The 21,553-nt window shown below is 68.3% G+C and carries 20 protein-coding genes and 1 riboswitch; of the genes, 3 read left to right on the forward strand and 17 right to left on the reverse strand.

Annotation, left to right across the window (positions count from 1 at the left end; all coding sequences use genetic code 11):
* Positions 1 to 93 precede the first annotated feature (93 nt).
* A complete protein-coding gene (locus GV001_RS03870) occupies positions 94 to 1,014 on the forward strand; it encodes a LysR family transcriptional regulator (protein WP_160078319.1) in 921 nt (306 codons plus the stop codon).
* A gap of 108 nt (positions 1,015 to 1,122) precedes the next feature.
* On the opposite strand, the gene GV001_RS03875 is transcribed toward GV001_RS03870, so the two are convergent.
* The 15 genes from GV001_RS03875 to GV001_RS03945 form a co-directional block, all read right to left on the reverse strand.
* Complete coding sequence (locus tag GV001_RS03875; RefSeq protein WP_160078321.1) at positions 1,123 to 2,010, reverse strand: polyprenyl synthetase family protein; 888 nt, start codon at positions 2,008 to 2,010, stop codon at positions 1,123 to 1,125.
* Positions 2,007 to 2,249: an exodeoxyribonuclease VII small subunit gene (locus tag GV001_RS03880; protein ID WP_160078323.1), complete on the reverse strand. Its 243-nt coding sequence runs from the start codon at positions 2,247 to 2,249 to the stop codon at positions 2,007 to 2,009. Before GV001_RS03880 ends, GV001_RS03875 begins: the two co-directional genes overlap by 4 nt.
* A 70-nt stretch (positions 2,250 to 2,319) precedes the next feature.
* A complete protein-coding gene (locus GV001_RS03885) occupies positions 2,320 to 3,021 on the reverse strand; it encodes a membrane integrity-associated transporter subunit PqiC (RefSeq protein ID WP_178091797.1) in 702 nt (233 codons plus the stop codon).
* Positions 3,022 to 3,135: 114 nt separating this feature from the next.
* On the reverse strand, positions 3,136 to 3,741 hold the full coding sequence (locus GV001_RS03890; protein ID WP_160078327.1) for a membrane integrity-associated transporter subunit PqiC: 606 nt from the start codon (positions 3,739 to 3,741) through the stop codon (positions 3,136 to 3,138).
* Positions 3,738 to 4,688 (reverse strand): MlaD family protein, encoded by a 951-nt coding sequence (locus GV001_RS03895; RefSeq protein WP_160078329.1) that lies wholly within the window; start codon positions 4,686 to 4,688, stop codon positions 3,738 to 3,740. The genes GV001_RS03890 and GV001_RS03895 overlap by 4 nt, the downstream gene beginning before the upstream one ends.
* Positions 4,685 to 5,455, reverse strand: a complete 771-nt coding sequence (locus GV001_RS03900) for an ABC transporter ATP-binding protein (RefSeq protein WP_160078331.1) — start codon at positions 5,453 to 5,455, stop codon at positions 4,685 to 4,687. Before GV001_RS03900 ends, GV001_RS03895 begins: the two co-directional genes overlap by 4 nt.
* Position 5,456: 1 nt before the next feature.
* Entirely contained in the window at positions 5,457 to 6,575 is a 1,119-nt protein-coding gene (locus tag GV001_RS03905) for an ABC transporter permease (RefSeq protein WP_160078333.1), read from the reverse strand.
* Between the two features lie 93 nt (positions 6,576 to 6,668).
* Entirely contained in the window at positions 6,669 to 8,930 is a 2,262-nt protein-coding gene (gene parC / locus GV001_RS03910; RefSeq protein WP_160078335.1) for a DNA topoisomerase IV subunit A, read from the reverse strand.
* Positions 8,931 to 8,967: 37 nt separating this feature from the next.
* Complete coding sequence (locus tag GV001_RS03915; protein WP_256664857.1) at positions 8,968 to 9,513, reverse strand: TIGR02281 family clan AA aspartic protease; 546 nt, start codon at positions 9,511 to 9,513, stop codon at positions 8,968 to 8,970.
* The gene (locus GV001_RS03920; protein ID WP_372238505.1) at positions 9,510 to 10,499 is read right to left on the reverse strand and encodes an esterase-like activity of phytase family protein; all 990 of its coding nucleotides are present in this window, start codon (positions 10,497 to 10,499) and stop codon (positions 9,510 to 9,512) included. The genes GV001_RS03915 and GV001_RS03920 overlap by 4 nt, the downstream gene beginning before the upstream one ends.
* Positions 10,496 to 12,394: a DNA topoisomerase IV subunit B gene (parE, locus tag GV001_RS03925; protein ID WP_160078337.1), complete on the reverse strand. Its 1,899-nt coding sequence runs from the start codon at positions 12,392 to 12,394 to the stop codon at positions 10,496 to 10,498. Before parE ends, GV001_RS03920 begins: the two co-directional genes overlap by 4 nt.
* A gap of 64 nt (positions 12,395 to 12,458) precedes the next feature.
* Complete coding sequence (locus tag GV001_RS03930; RefSeq protein WP_160078339.1) at positions 12,459 to 13,064, reverse strand: YqiA/YcfP family alpha/beta fold hydrolase; 606 nt, start codon at positions 13,062 to 13,064, stop codon at positions 12,459 to 12,461.
* Positions 13,065 to 13,147: 83 nt separating this feature from the next.
* Positions 13,148 to 13,963: a 3',5'-cyclic-AMP phosphodiesterase gene (gene cpdA, locus GV001_RS03935; protein ID WP_256664858.1), complete on the reverse strand. Its 816-nt coding sequence runs from the start codon at positions 13,961 to 13,963 to the stop codon at positions 13,148 to 13,150.
* A 421-nt stretch (positions 13,964 to 14,384) separates the two neighbouring features.
* Positions 14,385 to 14,837, reverse strand: coding sequence for a DUF1249 domain-containing protein (locus tag GV001_RS03940; protein ID WP_160488945.1), 453 nt, complete (start codon positions 14,835 to 14,837; stop codon positions 14,385 to 14,387).
* The gene (locus GV001_RS03945) at positions 14,828 to 15,445 is read right to left on the reverse strand and encodes an NUDIX domain-containing protein (RefSeq protein WP_160078343.1); all 618 of its coding nucleotides are present in this window, start codon (positions 15,443 to 15,445) and stop codon (positions 14,828 to 14,830) included. Before GV001_RS03945 ends, GV001_RS03940 begins: the two co-directional genes overlap by 10 nt.
* Before the next feature lie 183 nt (positions 15,446 to 15,628).
* On the opposite strand from GV001_RS03945, the gene GV001_RS03950 reads away from it, so the two are divergent.
* A complete protein-coding gene (locus GV001_RS03950) occupies positions 15,629 to 16,375 on the forward strand; it encodes an RsiV family protein (RefSeq protein WP_160078345.1) in 747 nt (248 codons plus the stop codon).
* 46 nt (positions 16,376 to 16,421) lie between these two features.
* Here GV001_RS03950 and cytX read toward each other — a convergent pair whose 3' ends face one another.
* Together cytX and thiC are read right to left on the reverse strand one after the other, a co-directional pair.
* On the reverse strand, positions 16,422 to 17,687 hold the full coding sequence (cytX, locus tag GV001_RS03955) for a putative hydroxymethylpyrimidine transporter CytX (RefSeq protein WP_160078347.1): 1,266 nt from the start codon (positions 17,685 to 17,687) through the stop codon (positions 16,422 to 16,424).
* 108 nt (positions 17,688 to 17,795) lie between these two features.
* Positions 17,796 to 19,679 carry a phosphomethylpyrimidine synthase ThiC gene (gene thiC, locus GV001_RS03960; RefSeq protein ID WP_160078349.1) on the reverse strand — a complete coding sequence of 628 codons (1,884 nt, stop codon included), beginning with the start codon at positions 19,677 to 19,679 and terminating at the stop codon, positions 17,796 to 17,798.
* A gap of 89 nt (positions 19,680 to 19,768) precedes the next feature.
* A riboswitch (TPP riboswitch) is annotated at positions 19,769 to 19,875 on the reverse strand.
* Positions 19,876 to 20,075: 200 nt separating this feature from the next.
* On the opposite strand from thiC, the gene GV001_RS03965 reads away from it, so the two are divergent.
* A complete protein-coding gene (locus tag GV001_RS03965; RefSeq protein WP_160078351.1) occupies positions 20,076 to 21,533 on the forward strand; it encodes a TolC family outer membrane protein in 1,458 nt (485 codons plus the stop codon).
* Positions 21,534 to 21,553: the final 20 nt, after the last annotated feature.

Consider the following 21,553-nt stretch of genomic DNA (forward strand, 5'->3'; position numbering starts at 1 on the left):
GCTTATGCATCGATATCCATGAACGCTATGCATGCTTGGCTGGATGGCTTGCCCTGCTAGGCTGCCGGCATCGCCAACTGGATGCGGATAACCATGAATCAGCAACATGAATGGTCGGCGCTGAGCCGCCTCGACCTGAACCTGTTCCGCGTCTTCGAGGTGGTCTACCACGAGCGCAACCTGACCCGCGCGGCGGCGCTGCTGCACCTCAGCCAGTCGGCGGTCAGCCATGCCCTGCAGCGCCTGCGCGAGCAGCTCGACGACCCGCTGTTCGTCCGCGATGGCCGCGGCGTGGCGCCGACGCCGCTGGCCCAGCAACTGGCGCCGGGCATCCAGGAGGCGTTGAGCGGCCTGCGCCGCAGCGTCAGCCGCGGGCAGACCTTCGATCCGCGGCACGACCGGCGCAGCTTCACCCTGAACATGCCCGAGCAGATGGAGCCGATCCTGCTGCCGGCGATCCTCGCCCATCTGCGCCAGTGTGCGCCGCAGCTGGAGTTGCGCAGCAGCAGCCTGCACTGGGCGGAGCTCAAGCGCGAGCTGGTGGCCGGGCGGGTCGACCTGGCCATCGAGATCGCCCGGCCCACCGATGCCGAGCTGCGCCAGCGTCTGCTGCTGCGTGACCCGCTGTGCGTGGTGGCCGGCCCGGCCTTCGTCGGCGAGCTGAGCCTGGAGCGCTACCTGGCGGCCGAGCATGTGGCAGTGACTTCGCGGCGCCGCGGCATCTGTGTGGAAGACCTGGCCCTGGGCCACCTGGGCCTGGTACGCCAGGTGCGCCAGCGCTGCCAGCACTACCTGTCGGCGGCGTTGCTGGTGGCGCAGAGCGACTGGCTGCTGACCATGCCGCGGCAGTATGCCGAGCTGATCAATGCCGGCCTGGCCAATCGCCTGCTGGACATGCCGCTGGAACTGCCGGCGGTGAGCCTCAACCTGTACTGGCCGCGGCAGGCGGAGAACGAGGCGGGCGGCCAGTGGCTGCGCGAGCAGTTGCTGGGCCTGGCGCGGCAGCATTTTTGAGGGGCGCCAGATTGGCGTAGGGCCTGCTGCGCACGGCCCTAGGGCGTGCAGGGGGCGTTGGGTGCGCCGCGCGCACCGGGCGATCCCGCCCGGTGCATCCCGCCGGGCTCAGTGCTTGCGCGCGACTATGTAGCGGGCCAGCTCGCGCAGCGGTTCGGCGCTGTTGCCGAACGGGCGCAGGGCATGCAGGGCCTGGTCGCGCAGTTCCAGGGCATAGGCCTTGGCCGCGTCGAGGCCGAGCAGGGCCGGGTAGGTCGGCTTGTGGTTGGCCTCGTCCTTGCCCTGGGTCTTGCCCAGGGTGGCGGTGTCGCTTTCCACGTCGAGGATGTCGTCCTGCACCTGGAAGGCCAGGCCGATGGCGCGGGCGTATTGCTGCAGCGCGCGCAGCGCGGCGTCGTCGGCCTGGGCGCTGGCCAGGGCGCCGAGCTGCACGCTGGCTTCGATCAGGGCGCCGGTCTTGTGCCGGTGCATCATTTCCAGGGCCGCCTGGTCGAGCTGCTGGCCCACCGAGCCGAGGTCGATGGCTTGGCCGCCGACCATCCCGGCCGGCCCGGCGGCGCGCGCCAGGCTCAGCACCATGGACAGGCGCAGGTTGGCATCCCGGGGGTTGCGCCGCGGATCGGCGAGGGCCTCGAAGGCCATGGCCTGCAGGCCGTCGCCGGCGAGAATCGCGCAGGCTTCGTCGAAGGCGATGTGGGTGGTCGGCTGGCCGCGACGCAGGTCGTCGTCGTCCATGGCCGGCAGGTCGTCGTGCACCAGCGAGTAGGCGTGGATCAGCTCCACCGCGCAGGCGGCGCCATCGGCGCGGTCGAGGTCGCCGTGCAGCGCCTCGCAGGCGGCATACACCAGCAGCGGGCGTATCCGCTTGCCGCCGCCTGCCACGCTGTAGCGCATGGCCTGGTAGAGCCGCGCCAGCTGGCTGTGCGGCGCCTCGAACAGGCTTTCCAGGGCGGCGTCTACGCGCGCCTGGCAACGCTGCTGGTAGGCCGCGATCATGCCTGGTCGTCCGCGTCGAAGGGGGCTTCCTCCAGCTCGCCGTCGCGCTCCAGGAGGATCTGCACCTTCTGTTCGGCCTGGCTCAGGGCGGCCTGGCAGTCGCGGGTCAGGCGAATGCCCTGTTCGAAGGCGGTCAGCGAATCTTCCAGCGACAGTTCGCCGCCTTCCAGGCGCTCGACCAGTTGCTGCAGTTCGGCGAGGGAGTGTTCGAAATCGACGGCGGCTTTCTTGCGGGCCATGGGGTTGTCTCGTGGGCTCGTATCGTGGCGCGACCCTGGCGGGGGCGCGCGGCATGGGTCATGCGCTGGCTCAGAAGCGCAGCACTTCGCTGTTGCTGCGGGCCGGGCCGACCATGGGGATCTTCGGCGGCTGGGCCGGCTTGTTGCGCGGCACGGCCGGTTGCGCCGGCCTGGCTTCGGCAACCGGCTGCTTGCGCAGCGGCTCGATGGCGGCGGCCAGTTGCTCGACCAGTTGCCGCAGCAGCAGGCTCTGCGCCTTCACCTGGGCGGCCGGGCTGCCGTCGTGGGCCTGTTCCAGGCGCAGCAGGCGGCTGTCGCGCAGCAGGCCGCTGCGGTCGAGCAGGCGCCACTGGGCTTCCAGCACGGCCGGGTGCAGCGGGCCGGAGTCCAGGCGGCTGATGCTCAGCAGCACTTGCACGTCGGGGTTGAAGCCGGGGTTGGCCGGGGCCAGCACCAGACGCTGGCTGTCCAGCCTGGCGGCCAGCTGGCGCAGCAGCAGCTGGTCGATATCGGCGGCCAGGCTGCCGGCCCAGCGCGCATCGTCGGCGGGCACCAGGCTGCCGTCGGCCTGGCGCTGGAGGAAGGCTTCGCGCTGCAGGTAGTCGGCGATCGACACCGGGCCGAGCAGCACGGCCAGGCCCTGGTTCTGCTGGGGCACGGCGGGGCTGCCGGCATCCAGCTGGTACAGCGGGATCGGTTGGTGCGCCGTACAGCCGGCCAGGCCGAGCAGGCCGGTCAGCAGGAGAAGCAAAGGGAGGCGCAGCACGGTCATCATTTCACCCTGGGGGCCGCGGGTGGCGGCCGGCAGTCATACGCGAACGGGCAGGCGCTGGCCTGCGGCCGCGTATCATCCGTCAAAGCGCCGCCGGACTCCAGCCTGCCCTGCTCAGCGGAGCCCTGCGGCGGGTGCCGGCGGCAGGGCGCGGATGGCGGCGGCCAGCTGCTGGCCGAGGCGTTCGACCAGCTGGCTCTGCGCCGCCACCTGGGCTTCCAGGCTGCCGTCGTGGCTCTGCTGCAGGTGCAGCAGGTCGCTGGCGCGCTGCTCGCCCTGGCCGTCCAGCAGGCGCCAGCGGGCTTCCAGCACCGCCGGCTGCTGCGGCCCGGAGTCGAGGCGGCTGATATGCAGGATGACCTGCGCCTGCGCCGGGAAGCCGATGCGGTTCGGATACAGCGCCAGGCGACTGCTGTGCAGCTCGCCGGCCAGGGTGGCGAGCAGCAGCTGGCCGATGTCGTCCTGCAGGCTGCCGGCCCAGCGGCCCTCGCTGCTGACGTCGAGGCGCTGGGCGCTGTGGCGCTGCATCAGGCTTTCCCGCTGCAGGTAGTCGGCCAGTTGCAGCGGGCCGAGCAGCACGGCCGGGCCGTCGGCATGCTGCCCGGCGGGCGGCGTGCCGTTGCCGAGCTGGTAGAACTGCTGGGGCGGCGCGCTGCTGCAGGCAGCGAGCAGCAGGAAGGCCAAATGCAGGACGGCGACGTGCAGCAGGCGTTGGCTCATGGCTGGGGCTTCCCGAAGATCAGCGATTGCGGTTGCTGTTCCAGTGTCTCGGCGGTGCGTTGCAGGGCCTTGCTGGCGCGGCTGAGCTCTTGCAGGGTGTTACCCAGCTCGTATTGCAGGGTCGATTGCGGACCGATGCTGTGCCGGCCGTCGACCAGCAGGCCGTTGGCCTGCTCCAGGGTCTGCCGGGTGCTGGCGGCGGCCTGGCGGATCTCCACCAGGGTGGCGTTGAGTTCGCCGCTGCTGCGCTGCGCCGAATCGAGCAGGCCGGGCAACTGTTGCTCCAGATGCCGGCTTAGGCGGTCGAGATTGGCCAGGGTGGCGGACAGGCTTTCCAGGCCCTGGTGCAGGTCCTCGGAACTGCTCAGCTTCTCGATGGCCTGCAGGGTGCGGTTGGCCGATTCGATCAGCTCGCGCAGCGGCACTTCGCGCAGGCTGCTGGCCAGTTCCTGCAGCACATTGGCGGCCTGGTCGATGCGCGAGGGCACGCTGGGGATGCTCGGCAGGTCGACGTCGCTGGGGCTGAACACGTAGCCGGCCTGGTCGGGGAACATGTCCAGCGCGACTATCGCCTTGCCGGTCAGCAGGCTGGGAGTCTGCAGCTGGGCGCGCAGGCCGCGCTTGATCAGCTGCTTGACCACCTTGTCGAAGTCGCGCTGGCTGGCGGCCTTCTGCGGGTCGACACGCAGGATCACCGGCATCACCACGTCCTTGATCTGGCTGTCGTAGGACAGGCGGATCTCGCGCACGCTGCCGATCTTCACCCCGCGGTAGGTGACGTCGGCGCCGACGTCCAGGCCGTCGAGGGCACCGGTGAAATACACCACGTACTCGCTGGGTTGGCTGAACCAGCTTTCCCGCGACAGCAGCAGGGCGCCGGCCACCAGCAGGACCAGGCCGCCGAGCAGGAAGCTGCCGATCAGAAAGGGTTTGCGTGTTTCGCTCATGGGTCCTCCGCCTTGAGGAATGTGCCGTTGCGCCCGAGGAAGCGCTGTACCGTCTGCGGGCCCTGGGCCAGCAGCTCGCGCGGGGCGCCGAGGGCGATCTGGGTGCCGGCCTGGCCGTCGAGGAACAGGCAGGTGTCGGCCACCGCGAAGATGCTCGGCAGCTCGTGGGTCACCAGCACGATACTGGAGCCGAGGCTGTCGCGCAGCTGCAGGATCAGTTCATCGAGGGCCTTGGAGCTGATCGGGTCGAGGCCGGCCGAGGGTTCGTCGAAGAACAAGACCTGCGGGTCCAGCGCCAGGGCGCGGGCCAGCGCCGCGCGCTTGCGCATGCCGCCGGACAGCTCGGCCGGGTACAGCTCGTCGCAGCCACCGAGGCCGACCAGGCTGAGCTTGAGCGCGGCCAGCTCGTCCAGTTCGGCGCGGGCCAGGTTGGGTCGGTAGGTTTCCAGCGGCAGGCAGATGTTCTCGCGCAGGGTCATCGAGCCCCACAGCGCGCTGTTCTGGTAGAGCACGCCGAAGTGCTGCAGCAGCTCGGCGCGGCGCGCCTCGTCCTGCGCCCAGAAGTCCTCGCCGTGGAACAGCACGCGCCCGCCCAGCGGCGCCTGCAGGCCGATCAGGTGGCGCAGCAGGGTGCTCTTGCCACAGCCGCTGCCGCCCATGATGACGAATACTTCGCCGCGCCGGACGCTGAAATTCAGGTCGTGCTGGATCACCCGCGTGCCATAGCCGGCGTCCAGCTGTTCCACGGTCAGCACGGGCTCGTTCATGTCAGATCCCCAGCTGGGTGCAGATCAGCGTGATCAGCGCATCGCTGACCACCAGGGCGACTATGATGCTGACCACCGCGCGGGTGGTGGCCTGGCCCACGGCCTGGGCGTTGCGTCCGCTGGCCAGGCCGTAGTGACAGCCGATCAGGCCGATCAGCACGGCGAACACCAGGCTCTTGAAGATGCCCAGGAGGAAGTCGGTGAGGCTGAGCATCTCCAGGCTCTGGTTGAGGTACTGGGTGGCGGAGATGTCGAACAGCCCGGCGCCGATGATGAAGCCGCCGAGGATGCCGAGGGCATCGGCGAACACGCACAGCAGCGGCATGGCCACCAGCAGGGCGAGCAGGCGCGGCAGCACCAGGAACTCCAGCGGCGGAAAGCCGAAGGTCTTCAGCGCGTCGATCTCCTCGTTGGCCTGCATGCTGCCGAGCTCGGCGGCATAGGCCGCGCCGGTGCGCCCGGCCATGATCACCGCGGTCATCAGCGCGCCCATCTCGCGGGTCATGCCGATGGCCACCATATTGGCGATGTACAGCTGGGCGCCGAAGGCCTCCAGCTGGGCGGCGCCGACGAAGGCGAGGATCAGGCCGACCAGGGTGGCGATCAGCGCGACTATCGGCAGGGCGCCGGGGCCGCAGGCCTGCAGGGCCAGCCAGAAGTCGCCGGCGCGCAGGCGCGAGCGGCCCTGCAACAGGCGCAGCAGGGCCAGGCAGATTTCGCCGAGGAAGGTGCAGCTGTTGGCCAGGGTCGTCAGTTGGCCGAGAAAGCCCTGGCCCAGGCGGGTCGGGAGGTTGCCGCTGGCGTTGGGCTGGTCGGCGGCCTGGATCGGGTGGGCGCTGCCCATCTGCAGCAGGCGTTCGACATCGTGCGGCAGTTCCAGCCAGTGCAGTTCCAGCCGGCGCTCGCCGGCCAGGCGTTGCAGGCGGCGCAGCAGGGCCAGCAGGCTGCTGTCCCAGGCGCTGACGGCGACCCGCACCGGCAGCTCGGCGCCTACGGCCGAATAGGCATCGAGCACCGCCAGCAGGTCCGGCTTGCGCGCGTGCAGGGTCCACTGGCCGCTGACGCACAAGTGCGTACGGCCCTGCTTGTCTTCCTGCCAGCGAAGCTCGGCAGCGTCCATGGCGTGGCTCCTGTGCCCATTCGTAGGGTGCGCCGTGCGCACCGCAACCCCCTGCGGGACCCTGGTGCGCGCGGCGCACCCTACGGACGTCCCTTAAACGGCTGGTGCCTCGACCAGCAGCGCATCGACCCGCTGGAAGCCGCGTGGCAGCTTGTTGCCGCGGCGGCCGCGTTCGCCCTTGTAGTGTTCCAGGTCGTCCGGCTTGAGCGACAGGGTACGCTTGCCGGCCTGCAATACCAGGGTGGCGCCGCTGGGCAGCACGGCCAGGTCGGTGAGGTATTCCTCGCGGCTGGCCACCCGTTCACCGGGGATGCCGATGATCTTGTTGCCCTTGCCTTTGCCCAGTTGCGGCAGGTCGGCGACCTTGAACAGCAACAGGCGGCCTTCGGTGGTCACCGCCGCCAGCCAGTCTTCCTCGCGGTTGGCCAGCGGCTTGGGCGGCACCACCAGCGCGCCGCTGGGCAGGGTCAGCAGGGTCTTGCCGGCCTTGTTCTTGGCCTGCAGATCCTCGCCCTTGACCACGAAGCCGTAGCCGGCGTCCGAGGCGATCACGTACAGGGCGTTGTCATCCGGCAGCAGCACGCAGTCGAAGGTCGCGCCCGGCGGCGGGGTCAGGCGGCCGGTGAGCGGCTCGCCCTGGCCGCGGGCCGACGGCAGCGAGTGGGCGGCCAGTGAATAGCTGCGCCCGGTGTTGTCGATAAACACGGCGTACTGGTTGGAACGGCCTGGAGCTGCGGCCTTGAAGCCGTCGCCGGCCTTGTACGATAGGCCGGTGGCGTCGATGTCGTGGCCCTTGGCGCAGCGCACCCAGCCTTTTTCCGAAAGCACCACTGTGACCGGCTCGGTCGGCATCAGCTCGGTTTCGGACAGGGCCTTGGCCTCGGCGCGGGCGACTATCGGCGAGCGGCGGTCGTCGCCGTATTTCTCGGCGTCGTCGAGGATTTCCTGACGCACCAGTTTTTTAAGCTTGGCTTCGCTGCCGAGCAGGGCCAGCAGCTTGGCGCGCTCCTTGGCCAGCTCGTCCTGCTCGCCGCGGATCTTCATCTCTTCCAGCCGTGCCAGCTGGCGCAGGCGGGTGTCGAGGATATAGTCGGCCTGGATCTCGGTGAGGCCGAAGCGCTCCATCAGCACCGGCTTGGGCGAGTCCTCGGTGCGGATGATATGGATCACTTCATCCAGATTGAGGAACGCGGTGAGCAGGCCTTCCAACAGGTGCAGGCGCTTCTCGACCTTGTCCAGGCGGAACTGCAGGCGGCGGCGCACGGTGCCGACGCGGTACTGCAGCCATTCGGTCAGCAGGGTGCGCAGGTCCTTGACCGACGGCTTGCCGTCCAGGCCGATGACGTTGGTGTTGACCCGGTAGCTGGACTCCAGCTCCGTGGTGGCGAACAGGTGGGTCATCAGCTCGTCGGCATCCACCCGGTTGGAGCGCGGGATGATGACGATGCGGCAGGGGTTCTCGTGGTCCGACTCGTCGCGCAGGTCGGCGACCATCGGCAGCTTCTTCGCCTGCATCTGCGCGGCGATCTGCTCCAGCACCTTGGCCCCGGAGACCTGGTGCGGCAGGGCGGTGACCACGATGTCGCCGTCCTCGACGCGGTACACGGCGCGCATGCGCACCGAGCCCCGGCCGCTCTCGTAGATCTTCAGCAGGTCGGCCTTGGGCGTGATGACTTCCGCCTCGGTGGGGAAGTCCGGGCCGAGGATGTGCTCGCACAGCTGCTCGACCGTGGCGTTCGGCTCATCCAGCAGGCGCACGCAGGCCGACGCCACTTCGCGCAGGTTATGCGGCGGTACGTCGGTGGCCATGCCGACTGCAATCCCCGTAGTGCCGTTGAGCAACAGGTTGGGCAGGCGTGCCGGCAGGGTGGCCGGCTCGTCCAGGGTGCCGTCGAAGTTCGGCACCCAGTCCACGGTGCCCTGGCCCAGCTCGCTGAGCAGCACTTCCGAGTAGCGCGACAGGCGCGCCTCGGTGTAGCGCATGGCGGCGAAGGACTTGGGATCGTCCGGCGCACCCCAGTTGCCCTGACCGTCGACCAGGGTGTAGCGGTAGCTGAACGGCTGCGCCATCAGCACCATGGCCTCGTAGCAGGCGCTGTCGCCGTGCGGGTGGAACTTGCCGAGCACGTCGCCGACGGTGCGCGCCGATTTCTTGTGCTTGGAATCGGCGTCCAGGCCCAGTTCGCTCATGGCATAGACGATGCGCCGCTGCACGGGCTTGAGGCCGTCGCCGATATGCGGCAGGGCGCGGTCCATGATCACGTACATGGAGTAGTTGAGATAAGCCTGCTCGGTGAAGTCGGCAAGGGAGCGGCGCTCCACGCCGTCCAGGCTCAGGTCGAGGGAATCGCTCATGCGTGCCTCATTGGCAAAGTGGTCATTACGAAAGAAGTCATTGCGAAACAGGCCATTTCTGGGAAGTCGCTTGGCGCAGCACCAGGGTGCCGCCCTTCTGGGTGAATTCGAGTTGCTTGAGGGCGCTCATGCCGAGCAGCACCTCGTCGCCGTCCATGCCGGGGGTGATCAGTGCCGCCACGTCGTGCAGGCGGATGTCGCCCAGCTGCAGGGACGCCAGGCGGGTGCGCTGGCCGGTGACCGTGCCGTTGGCGGTGCGGATCTGCACCGGCGCGCCGGGCTTCAGGCGCAGCTCCTCGGCCAGTTCGGCGGGAATCGCCACGGCGCTGGCGCCGGTATCCAGGAGGAAGGTCACGGGGTCGCCGTTGATCTGCCCGGTGAGCAGGTAATGGCCGCCGCGGCCGCTGGCCAGGCGCACCTCGATGTAGCCTTCGCCATGCACCGACTGCGGCTGCTGGTTGGGGTTGGCGCGGCGCTCTTCCCACCGGCCGAAGAAGTGCGTGGCCAGCAGCAGGCCGGCGCCCCAGGCCAGCACCAGCATGACCCGGCCGGCGCGCTGGCCAGGCGCCTGGGGTGCGCTCATGGCGCGCTCCAGCCGTCGGCGGGGGCCTTGAGGTGCCACAGCAGCGGCCGGCTTTCGCCGTCGGCGCGGGCCTTGCCGCCGTTGTCCAGGCCGACCCAGGCGCTGTCCTGGTCCAGCCACAGGGCTTCGGCCACGCCGTAGGGGCTGGCGTAGCGGCGTGGGGCACTTAGCGCGGCGGCGGCGAACGACCAGCATTTCTCGCTGGCGCCGCTGCTCGGGTTGCGCCGGCAGATGCGGTGGCCGGCGCGTTCCAGGCTGAACAGGCGGCCGTTGAAGTAGTGCAGGTCGGCGAAATCCAGGGGCACCTGCTTGCCGCTGTCCGGCTGGGCCAGCGAGGCCTGCAGCCCGCCTTCGCTGAGCAGCACGCAGCCGCCGGTGCAGTGCCAGCCGCCGTTGCGCTTGTGCAGCACCAGCAGGCCGCGGCGTTCGCGTTCGGCGGCCAGCCACAGGCGTTCGCCCTGGGCGTCGATGGCGATGCCTTCGAACAGGGCGTTGAAACCGAGCAGCATGCCGCTGGCGCGGGCCTGGCGCACCAGGCCGGCGGGCAGCGTGAGCCACTCGGCACTGCCGCTCGGGCCGAGTTGCAGCACCGCGGCCTGGGTTTCGCTGAGCAGGTAGCGGTTGCCGGCGCCGTCGCAGCTGATGCCCTCGAAGTCCAGGCTGCCGCCGCGCAGCTGGTTGATCGCCCAGCTGCGCATGCGCAGCCCCCAGGGCAGGCCGCTGGCCGGTGCCGCGGGGGCGCTGAAGCGCTCGGCGACCGCCTGCCAGCTGTCGACCCGGGCCTGCAGGCGGTACAGGCGGTCGTCGGCGCGGTCGGAGACCGCCAGCCACTCGTCGCCGCAGCGGGCCAGGCCGGACAGGTTGCTGCCGTCCAGGCCGTCCACCGGGTGCTCGGCGAGCAGCTGCAGCTCGACCGGCGCGGGTGCCGGCGCCGCCTGCAGCGCAGCGCTCAGCAGCAGGCCGGCGAGGGCGGCGCTCAGTTTCACGCCAGGACCTCGGCCAGGTTGCCCTTGGCTTCCAGCCAGCTCTTGCGGTCGCCGGCGCGCTTCTTCGCCAGCAGCATGTCCATGATCTCCAGCGTGCCCTCGAAGTCTTCCAGGGTCAGCTGCACCAGGCGCCGGGTGTTGGGGTCCATGGTGGTTTCGCGCAGTTGCGGCGGGTTCATCTCGCCGAGACCCTTGAAGCGGGTGACCTGCGGCTTGCCGCGGCGCTTCTCGGCGACCAGGCGATCGAGGATGCCGTCGCGCTCGGCCTCGTCGAGGGCGTAGAAGATCTCCTTGCCCAGGTCGATGCGGTACAGCGGCGGCATGGCCACGTAGACGTGGCCGGCATCCACCAGCGGGCGGAAGTGGCGGACGAACAGGGCGCAGATCAGGGTGGCGATGTGCAGGCCGTCGGAGTCGGCGTCGGCGAGGATGCACACCTTGCCGTAGCGCAGCTCGCCGAGGTCGGCCGAGCCCGGGTCGACGCCGATGGCCACGGCGATGTTGTGCACCTCTTGCGAAGCCAGGACTTCGCCGCCGTCCACTTCCCAGGTGTTGAGGATCTTGCCGCGCAGCGGCAGGATCGCCTGGAATTCCTTGTCGCGCGCCTGCTTGGCCGAGCCGCCGGCGGAGTCGCCTTCGACCAGGAACAGCTCGGAGCGCATCGGGTCCTGGCCGGCGCAGTCGGCCAGCTTGCCGGGCAGCGCCGGGCCCTGGGTGATCTTCTTGCGCTCGACCTTCTTGCCGGCCTTGAGGCGGCGCCCGGCGTTGCTGATGGCCAGTTCGGCCAGGGCCAGGCCCAGTTCCGGATGGGCGTTGAGCCACAGGCTAAAGGCGTCTTTAACGACTCCAGACACGAATGCCGCCGCCTCACGCGAGGACAGGCGCTCCTTGGTCTGCCCGGAGAACTGGGGCTCCTGCATCTTCATCGAGAGGACGAAGGCGATGCGCTCCCAGACATCTTCCGGGGCCAGCTTGACCCCGCGCGGCAGCAGGTTGCGGAACTCGCAAAACTCGCGCATGGCGTCCAGCAGGCCCTGGCGCAGGCCGTTGACGTGGGTGCCGCCCTGGGCGGTGGGGATCAGGTTGACGTAGCTTTCCTGCACGCTCTCGCCGCCTTCGGGCAGCCACAGCAGGGCCCAGTCGACGGCTTCCTTGTTGCCGGCCAGGCTGCCGACGAAGGGCTCCTCGGGCAGGCGCTGGTATTCGCTCACGGCGTCTACCAGGTAGGAACGCAGGCCGTCCTCGTAGTGCCACTCGACCTTCTCGCCGCTGGCCTTGTCCTCGAAGCTCACCGCCAGGCCCGGGCAGAGCACGGCCTTGGCCTTGAGCACGTGCTTGAGGCGGCTGACCGAGAACTTGGCCGAGTCGAAGTACTTGGCGTCCGGCCAGAAGTGCACGCTGGTGCCGGTGTTGCGCTTGCCCACCGTGCCGACCACGGCCAGGTCGCTGGCCTTGTAGCCGTCGGCGAAGCTCATCTGGTACTCGTTGCCGTCGCGCTTGACGGTGACCACTACCCGCGTCGACAGCGCGTTCACCACCGAGATGCCCACGCCGTGCAGGCCGCCGGAAAACTGGTAGTTCTTGTTGGAGAACTTGCCGCCGGCGTGCAGCTTGGTGAGGATCAGCTCGACCCCGGGCACGCCTTCTTCCGGGTGTATGTCCACCGGCATGCCGCGGCCGTCGTCGAGCACTTCCAGGGAGTTGTCGGCGTGGAGGATCACCTGGATCGACTTGGCGTGGCCGGCCAGGGCCTCGTCGACGCTGTTGTCGATGACTTCCTGGGCCAGGTGGTTGGGCCGCGAGGTGTCGGTGTACATGCCCGGGCGCTTGCGCACCGGGTCGAGGCCGGAGAGGACTTCGATGGCATCGGCGTTGTAGGAGTTCTGCTGGGCCATGGGGTCTCTTGTCGTCAGTTGATCTGGGCGCTAGACGGGCTGCGCGCTGGCAGCCCCGCGAGGCTCAAAGGGTGGAAAAGTCGAAATCTTGCCAGATTGCCGGGCTGAAACCAGCCAGCTCGAGGATTTCCGGCAGGCGGCCGGCAAAGCCCTGGTAGCTGTGGTCGCCGCCGTCCTGGATATCCAGCCGGCAGCCGGCGTAGAAGGCTTCGGCGTGGCGGTAGTCGAGGGTCTCGTCGGCCGTCTGCAGCCACACGCGGTAGCGCTGGGCGTCCTGCGGGGCCGGCACTTCCAGCTCGGCCAGAGCCTGCACGTGGTCGTGGGTAAGCAGCCAGGTCTCGTTGGTGTAATAGTTGGTCTGCTCGACTTCCTTGCCGTCGAACAGGCGGTGCGGGCGCACCGCCGGGTTGATCAGCAGGGCGTTCAGGCCATGCCGTTCGGCCAGATGGGTGGCGTAGTAGCCGCCCAGCGAGCTGCCCACCAGCAGCGGCCGGCCCAGTTCGACGATGGCCGCCTGCAGCTGGGCGATGGCCTGGCGCGGGTGGTGGTGCAGGGCCGGCACGCGCAGGTGGTGGGCGATGCCGCAGTGTTCGGCGACGCGCAACAGCTGGCTGGCCTTGGTCGAGGTCGGCGCACTGTTGAGGCCGTGGATATAGAGGATGCTGGTCATAGGACGGGGAGGCTACTAGCTCGCCAGGCCAGGCTGCAAGCTGATCGGCACGCGACCGCCAGGTCAGGCGCCTGGCGCAGTGCTCAATAGCCTTTGACGCTGTAGTCGATTTCGAAATCGATGCCGGTGACCCGCGACACGCCGGTTTCCAGCAGGCCGTCGGCATGCAGGCGCAGCCAGCGGTAGCCGGGGGCGCTGCGGTCGACCTGGAACTCCTCGCTGCCGGGGGCGAACTGCACGCAGGTGGAGGGCGAGGCGAGCAGGCGCACCTGGTCGCGCTGCTGGTCGAATTCCTGGTGGACATGGCCCCAGAGCATGGCCCTGACCTGCGGGAAACGCTCGATCACGGCGAACAGCGCCTGCGGATTGCGCAGGCCGATCGGCTCCATCCAGTTGCAGCCGATGGACACCGGATGGTGGTGGAAGCACACCAGGTGGTGGCGTTCAGGCGCGGCGTTGAGCGATTGCTCCAGCAGTTCGAGCTGGTCGTCGCCGAGGAAGCCGGGTACCGCGCCGGGTATCGAGGAGTCGAGCAGGGTGATGCGCCAGCTGCCCAGGTCGATGATCGGGTCGAGCAGGTCGCTGCCGGCGCAGGCCTCGCGCATGGCCGGCATTTCGTCGTGGTTGCCGGCGAACCAGCGGGCCTGCCGCGCCAGCGGATCGGTCAGCTGGCGGAAGCGCTGGTAGGAGCCGAGCGTGCCGTCCTGGGAGAGGTCGCCGCTGGCCAGCATCAGGTCGATGTGCGGCTGTTCCTGCTGCACCCGTTCGATCACCCGCTGCAGGCTGTCGCAGGTATCCATGCCCAGCAGCTTGCCGCCTTCTTCGGCAAACAGATGACTGTCGGAGAGCTGAACGATCAGCACCGGTTGGTCATGCGGCGGGGCGGCGGGGTGCGGCAAGGGGCAACTCCTGAGCAGGGTCTCAGGATTATGGTGGCTGAAAGCGGATTCGGTAAACCCGCTAAACGTGAACCTGTCACATTTGCCGCGTGCTGCTGGGGATTAGTGTCGCTAAGTCCGGCGAAAAGCCAGGGTCTGCTCCCGCTTCGTTCACGGCCGCGACGGAGCCCGTTTTTGCACGGGGCTAGGCGCGAGACGCGAGGTTTGGTCGTCCAAATGAGCCGTCGAGTAACGACGTCCCGTGCAAAAACGGGCCCGTCCCTGCGGGTTGCGCGCAAAATCGCGCCATGCGTCGTTGCGGGACTTGCCAAGGGAATGACCATTGCCTGCGTCCCACGCCTAGCCTGGCGCGATTTTGCGCAGCAACGCGGCTCGCGAACGAAGCGGGAACAGACCCGAGGGTTATTGCGTGCAAGCCGAATCAGCGCACGCTGGCCAGCTCATGGCCGCAGGCCAGGCAGTGGCTGAGCCATTCGCCGAGGAACAGGTTGAGCTGGGTCTTCTCGTCTGGCTGGTGCATGGCGGCGTTCGGGTAGCTGTAGATGCTGCGAAAGCGCCGGGCGTTTTCCGCGCTGACCACCTCGGCCATGCGCGCGTCGTGGTAGACGCGCACTTCCAGCCGGGGCACCGGCAGCCAGGGCAGGCTGTGCTCCTGGCTGACGCTGAGGGTGGTGGTGTAGGGGCAGGCTTCCAGCACCTGCAGCACCAGCACGCCGAGCAGCAGGTCGCCCTGGCTCAGGGCCACGCGGCGTTCGCCCTGGCCGTCGCGCATGTCCGGCAGCAGGCGCAGCAGGCGGGCATAGTTGGCTTCGCAAGCGGCCTGCAGTTCGACCAGGTCGACCCGGTAGCGCTCGCGCAGCAGGTTCATGACCACAGCCCCCTGACTTCTGCGCGGTTCAGCGCCAGCCACTGCAGGGCGATGATGCTGGCGGCGTTGTTGATGCGCCCGTCCCTGACCGCCTGCAGGGCATCCTCCAGCGGCCAGACATGCACGCGGATGTCCTCGCCTTCCTCGGCCAGGCCATGCACGCCGCCGGCGCCCTGGCTGTCGCAACGGCCGACATACAGGTACACGCGTTCGTCGGAACCACCCGGGGAGGGGAAGTAGGTGGTGATCGGCCACAGCGCGCCGAGGTTCAGGTCGGCCTCCTCGACGGCCTCGCGGCGCGCCACTTCCTCCGGCTGCTCGTCCTTGTCGATCAGCCCGGCGACCAGCTCCAGCAGCCAGGGATTGCCGTTCTTGTCCATGGCGCCGACGCGGAACTGCTCGATCAGCACCACGCAGTCGCGCTGCGGGTCGTAGGGCAGCACGCAGACCGCATCGTGGCGCACGAACAGTTCGCGATTGAGTTCCGGGCCCATGCCGCCGGCGAACAGGCGATGGCGCAGCTGCAGGCGGTCGAGCTTGTAGAACCCCTGGAAGCAGGTCTCGCGCTGGAGGATCTCGACGGCATCGGGGCCGGGTTTGAACAGTTCGGACATGCGGGTGCACTCAAGGGTGATCGGTGTTTGCGCCATCCTAGCGCGCCGCTGCGCCGGGCGCAGCCTCCTTGGAGGATTGCTTGCAGACAGGGAAAATGGAACTTGTCAGACTTCAGGCAAACGGCCTGTTGCCCCCGGCAACCGCCCGAATGCCGCCCGCATTGCCCCAGCCAAGGAAACCGCATGCGCCTTTGCCAACTCATCTGTATCGCCTTGCTTCCCCTGACCTTAGGTGCCTGCCAGAGTCTGTTCAAGGCCGGTGGTCAGGAGCCTTTGCCGAGCACCCAGCAGCGCTGGGAACACCGGGCGCCGGGTTGCGCCGGCAGCGACTGCCCGCTGGTGAATATCGACCTGCGCCTGCTCGACGACCTGCCCGAGCTGAACGCCCTGATCGAGCGCGAGCTGCTCGGCCTGACCCTCGAACTGCCGGGCGACCCGCTGCCGGCGTCGCTGGCCAGCTACGAGCGCGACTTCCTGGCCACGGCCAAGCCCGGCTGGAGCAGCTACCTGCAGGCCAAGATACTGGAACAGCATGACCGTCTGGTGATCATCGAGCTGTCCAGCTACCGCTTCACCGGCGGTGCCCATGGCATTCCCGGGCGCGCCTACCTGAACTACGACCGCCAGCTCAAACGCGTGCTGAGCCTGCAGGACATGCTGCTGCCGGACGAGGAACAAGCCTTCTGGCAGGCCGCCGAGCTGGCGCACCAGGCCTGGCTGAAGGCCAACGGCCTGGAGCGGGACCTCGACTACCAGGCCAGCTGGCCGTTCGAGCGTACCGACAACATCGCCCTGACCTTCGGCGCGGTGATGCTCAAGTACGAGGTGGCGCGCATCGCCCCCTACAGCAGCGGCCACCCGGAGCTGCGCATTCCCTATCCGCGCCTGAACGGCATTCTCAAGCCCTTCTACTTCCCCGGTCGCGGTTAAGGCTTGCGCTTGCGTAGGGTGCGCCTGCGCACCCTACGACCGGGTTTCAGCTGCGGCGCAGCTTGCCCAGCAGCAGTTGCAGAACACCGGCCAGCAGCAGGGCCGGCAGGGTGGCGCCAACGGCCGGGTAGAAGTTGACCAGCAGATGGAAGGTGGTCACCCCGCAGGCCCAGGCCAGCAGGCTGTCCCAGCGCAGGGCGGCCTGCCGGTGCGGCAGCTGGCGGCGGCGCAGGACGAAGTGGTCGACCAGCACCACGCCGAACAGCGGGGCGAACACCGAGCCGATCAGCAGCAGGAAGCTTTCGTACTCGCTGAGCGGGGCGAACCAGGCGATCAGGGTGCACAGCGCGCCCAGGCCTAAGGCCAGGTGCTCGACCTTGAGCGGCAGCAGGGTGCCGCTGGAGACCGCCGCCGAGTGGATGTCGGCGAAGGCCTTTTCCGACTCGTCGAGCAGGATCAGCAGCAGCGGGATGCCCAGACCGGCGCCGGCCAGGGCCAGCAGCAGGCTGTTGGCCTCATCCGGGGCGGCGAAGGCCAGGGTGTAGGCCACGCCCAGGCCCATCAGCCACAGGCAGCCGATGAAGAAACCCAGCGCCGCGCCGGCGAACACGCCGCCGGAGCGCTTGCCGAAGCGCGAGTAGTCGGCGATCAGCGGCAGCCAGGACAGCGGCATGGCGATGGCCAGATCGAAGCCCAGGGCGAAGCTCATCGAGCCGTCGCCCGGACGCGCCCACAGGGCGGCCAGGTCGGCGCGGGCGAACAGGTTCCAGGTCAGCCAGGCGCAGGCGCCGAGCAGCAGCCAGATGCCCCATTTGCGCAGCACGCGGCGCACGAAGGCCAGCGGCCCGGCCACCGCCAGCAGGGTGGCCAGGGCGCCGAAGAACAATGTCCACAGGGTCGCGTTGCTCCAGGCGCTGTCTTCGCCGAAGGCCTTGCCGGCCAGCAGGCTGGCGGCATCGCGCATCACGATGATCTCGAAGGCACCCCAGCCGACCAGCTGCAGCAGGTTGAGCAGCGCCGGCAGCACGGCGCCCTGGCGGCCCAGGCTGAGTCTGAGCGCGGCCATCGAGGCCAGGCCGGTGTCGCTGCCGATCACCCCGACCGCGCCGAGCAGCAGGGCGCCGACCGCCACGCCGAGGACAATCGCCAGCAGCGCGCCGGCCAGGCCCAGGCCCGGCGCGAGCAGGGCGCCGGCCTGCAGCACCATCAGGCCCATGCCCAGGGAGAACCACAGGGCGAGCAGGTCGCGGGCACCGAACACGCGCTCGGTCAGCGGCACGGCAAGGTTGGGGGAGTAGCTGGGGTTGTTCACGGGCAAGGCCTCGCAGAGAAAAAGAAAGCCCTGCACCGGGATGCAGGGCCTGAGTAACTTGTAGGGTGGCGGCCCACGCCTGGCGTGGGCACAACACCGGTGCAGGCATTACACCTGCTTGTAGATCACCGACCCCTCGTCCTTGAAGCGCTCGGCCTGCTCCTTGAAGCCGGCCTCGACCGCCTTGCTCTCATCGGACAGGCCGTGCTCCGCGGCGTATTCGCGTACTTCCTGGGTGATCTTCATCGAGCAGAACTTCGGCCCGCACATGGAGCAGAAGTGCGCGACCTTGGCCGAGTCCTTGGGCAGGGTCTCGTCGTGGTAGCTGCGCGCGGTGTCCGGGTCGAGGCCGAGGTTGAACTGGTCTTCCCAGCGGAATTCGAAGCGCGCCTTGGACAGGGCGTTGTCGCGGATTTGCGCGCCCGGGTGGCCCTTGGCCAGGTCGGCGGCATGCGCGGCGATCTTGTAGGTGATGATGCCGGTCTTCACGTCATCCTTGTTCGGCAGGCCCAGGTGCTCCTTGGGCGTCACGTAGCAGAGCATGGCGCAGCCAAACCAGCCGATCATCGCCGCGCCAATGCCGCTGGTGATGTGGTCGTAGCCCGGGGCGATGTCGGTGGTCAGCGGGCCGAGGGTGTAGAACGGCGCCTCGTCGCAGCACTCCAGCTGCTTGTCCATGTTCTCCTTGATCAGTTGCATCGGCACGTGGCCGGGGCCTTCGATCATGGTCTGCACGTCGTGCTTCCAGGCGATCTTGGTCAGTTCGCCGAGGGTTTCCAGCTCGCCGAACTGCGCGGCGTCGTTGGCGTCGGCAATCGAACCCGGGCGCAGGCCATCGCCCAGCGAGAAGCTGACGTCGTAGGCCTTCATGATTTCGCAGATTTCCTCGAAGTGCGTATAGAGGAAGTTCTCTTGATGGTGGGCCAGGCACCACTTGGCCATGATCGAGCCGCCACGGCTGACGATGCCGGTGACGCGCTTGGCGGTTAGCGGCACATAGCGCAGCAGCACGCCGGCGTGGATGGTGAAGTAGTCCACGCCCTGCTCGGCCTGCTCGATCAGGGTGTCGCGGAACAGCTCCCAGGTCAGGTCCTCGGCGATGCCGCCGACCTTCTCCAGCGCCTGGTACACCGGCACGGTGCCGATCGGTACCGGCGAGTTGCGGATGATCCACTCGCGGGTCTCGTGGATGTGCTTGCCGGTGGACAGGTCCATGACCGTATCGGAGCCCCAGCGGATGCCCCAGGTCAGCTTGGCCACTTCTTCCTCAATCGAAGAGCCCAGCGCCGAGTTGCCGATATTGCCGTTGATCTTCACCAGGAAGTTGCGGCCGATGATCATCGGCTCCAGCTCCACGTGGTTGATGTTGGCCGGGATGATGGCGCGGCCGCGGGCGATTTCCTCGCGCACGAACTCGGCGGTGATTTCCTTGGGGATGCTGGCGCCGAAGCTCTGGCCGCCGTGCTGTTCTTTCAGCAGCCCGGCCTCGCGCGCTTCCGCCAGCTTCATGTTCTCGCGGATGGCCACAAACTCCATCTCGGGGGTGATGATGCCCTGGCGCGCGTAGTGCATCTGGCTGACGTTCTTGCCGGGCTTGGCCTTGCGCGGGTTGCGCACGTGGGCGAAGCGCATGGCGGTCAGCTCGGCGTCGTTCAGGCGGCGTTGGCCGAACTCGGAGCTCAGGCCAGGCAGCTTCTCGGTATCGCCACGGTCGTCGATCCAGGCGCTGCGCACGTCGGCCAGGCCCTGGCGCACGTCGATGGTCACATTCGGATCGGTGTAGGGGCCGGAGGTGTCGTATACGGTGACCGGGGCGTTGATCTCGCCGCCGAAGGCGGTGGGGGTCACATCCAGGCTGATCTCGCGCATCGGCACGCGGATATCCGGACGCGAACCCTGTACATAGACTTTCTGCGAACGCGGGAAGGGCTGGATCGACTGCTGGTCGACCTGGGCGCTTTCGCTCAGGTTCTTTTGTTGTTCGGCACGCATCGGCTGACTCCTGGCTGGTGTCGGAGCGAACCTGGAGTGCGGAAGGGCGGCGCGGGCGCACCGGGAGCGGTGCCGAGAGGGGCTCGCCGAGGCGAGTACATCTTGTTCCCTACGCAGGCCTTAACCTGATCAGGTTCAACGGGATCCGGAACTTTCCGATCTCAGCCCATGCTTCTGGGCACCCCGACAAGAACAGTCGGCAGTCTAATCAAGCGGCCGGCAGAACACCAATGCGGCGCCCGCCCGGCCGGGCGCGTTTGGTCGGAAAGACGGCCCATTGTTGCAGTGAGGCAACAAAGCTAGTTGCAAACTAGGCTACCGTCGTGCCGGTTGCGCCTTGACCACCGCAGGCCGCGCCCTTAGCCTTGCCCGATTACCACGTATCTAGGACTGATCATGCTACGCAGACTCTCTCTGGCGCTCGCAGTAGCTTCCGCCGCATCCGGACTGGCCTGGGCCGAAGAGGCCCCGCTGAGCAGCAAGACCGGCCTGGTGACTGTCTACAAGGAAGCCGTCGACAACAACGCCGACCTCGCCGCCGCCCGCGCCAACTATGCCGCCATCAGCGAAGTGGTGCCGCAGGCCCGCGCCGGCTTGCTGCCGAACATTTCCGGCGGCGCCGACATGACCAATACCGATACCGACGTGGATACCACCAACGGCACGGCTTCGTTGGCGCGCAGCGGTCTGTCCTACCAGGCCAACCTGGCCCAGCCGCTGTTCCGCGCCGATCGCTGGTTCCAGCTCAAGGCGGCCAAGGCCACCGACCAGCAGTACGCCCTGCAGCTGTCGGCCACCGAACAGAACCTGATCCTGCAGAGCGCCGAGACCTACTTCGCCGTGCTGCGCGCCCAGGACACCCTGGCCTCGACCAAGGCCGAAGAAGCGGCCTTCAAGCGCCAGCTGGACCAGGCCAACGAGCGTTTCGACGTCGGCCTGTCGGACAAGACCGACGTGCTTGAAGCCCAGGCCGGTTACGACACCTCCCGCGCCAACCGCATCATCGCCGAACGCAACGTGGAGGACGCCTTCCAGGCCCTGGTCACCCTGACCAACCACGAGTACGCCGCGATCGAGGGCATCCAGCACACCCTGCCGATCCTGGCGCCGGTGCCGAATGACGCCAAGGCCTGGGTCGACACCGCCGCCCAGCAGAACCTCAACCTGCAGTCCAGCAACTATGCGGTGGACGCGGCCGAGGAAACCCTGCGCCAGCGCAAGTCCGGCCATGCGCCGACCCTGGACGCCGTGGCCCAGTACCAGAAGGGCGACAACGACTCGCTGGGCTTCACCAATAGCAACGCCAACAACCTGCCTGGCGCTTCGCGCTATGACGGCGATGCCGAGCAGACCACCATCGGCCTGCAACTGAATATCCCGATCTACAGCGGCGGCCTGACCAGCTCGCAAGTGCGCGAGGCCTACCAGCGCCTGAGCCAGAGCGAGCAGGAGCGCGAGAGCCTGCGTCGGCAGATCGTCGAGAACACCCGCAACCTGCACCGCGCGGTGAACACCGACGTGGAAACCGTGCAGGCGCGCAAGCAGTCGATCATCTCCAACCAGAGCGCCCTGGAAGCCACCGAAATCGGCTACCAGGTCGGTACCCGCAACATCGTCGACGTGCTCGATGCCCAGCGCCAGCTGTACAGCTCGGTACGCAACTACAACGATGCGCGCTACGACTACATCCTCAACAACCTGCGCCTGAAGCAGGCCGCCGGCACTCTGGCGCCGTCCGACCTGGAGGCGCTGTCCGCCTTCCTCAAGCCGGACTACAACCCGGACCAGGATTTCCTGCCGCCGGACCTGGCCAAGGCCGCCGAAGCCCAGCTGCGCGGCAAGTCGGACTACTGAGTCGACACCTCCACGAGAAA

Origin of the sequence: Pseudomonas sp. 8AS (assembly GCF_902506505.1) — a bacterium.
GTDB lineage: Bacteria > Pseudomonadota > Gammaproteobacteria > Pseudomonadales > Pseudomonadaceae > Aquipseudomonas.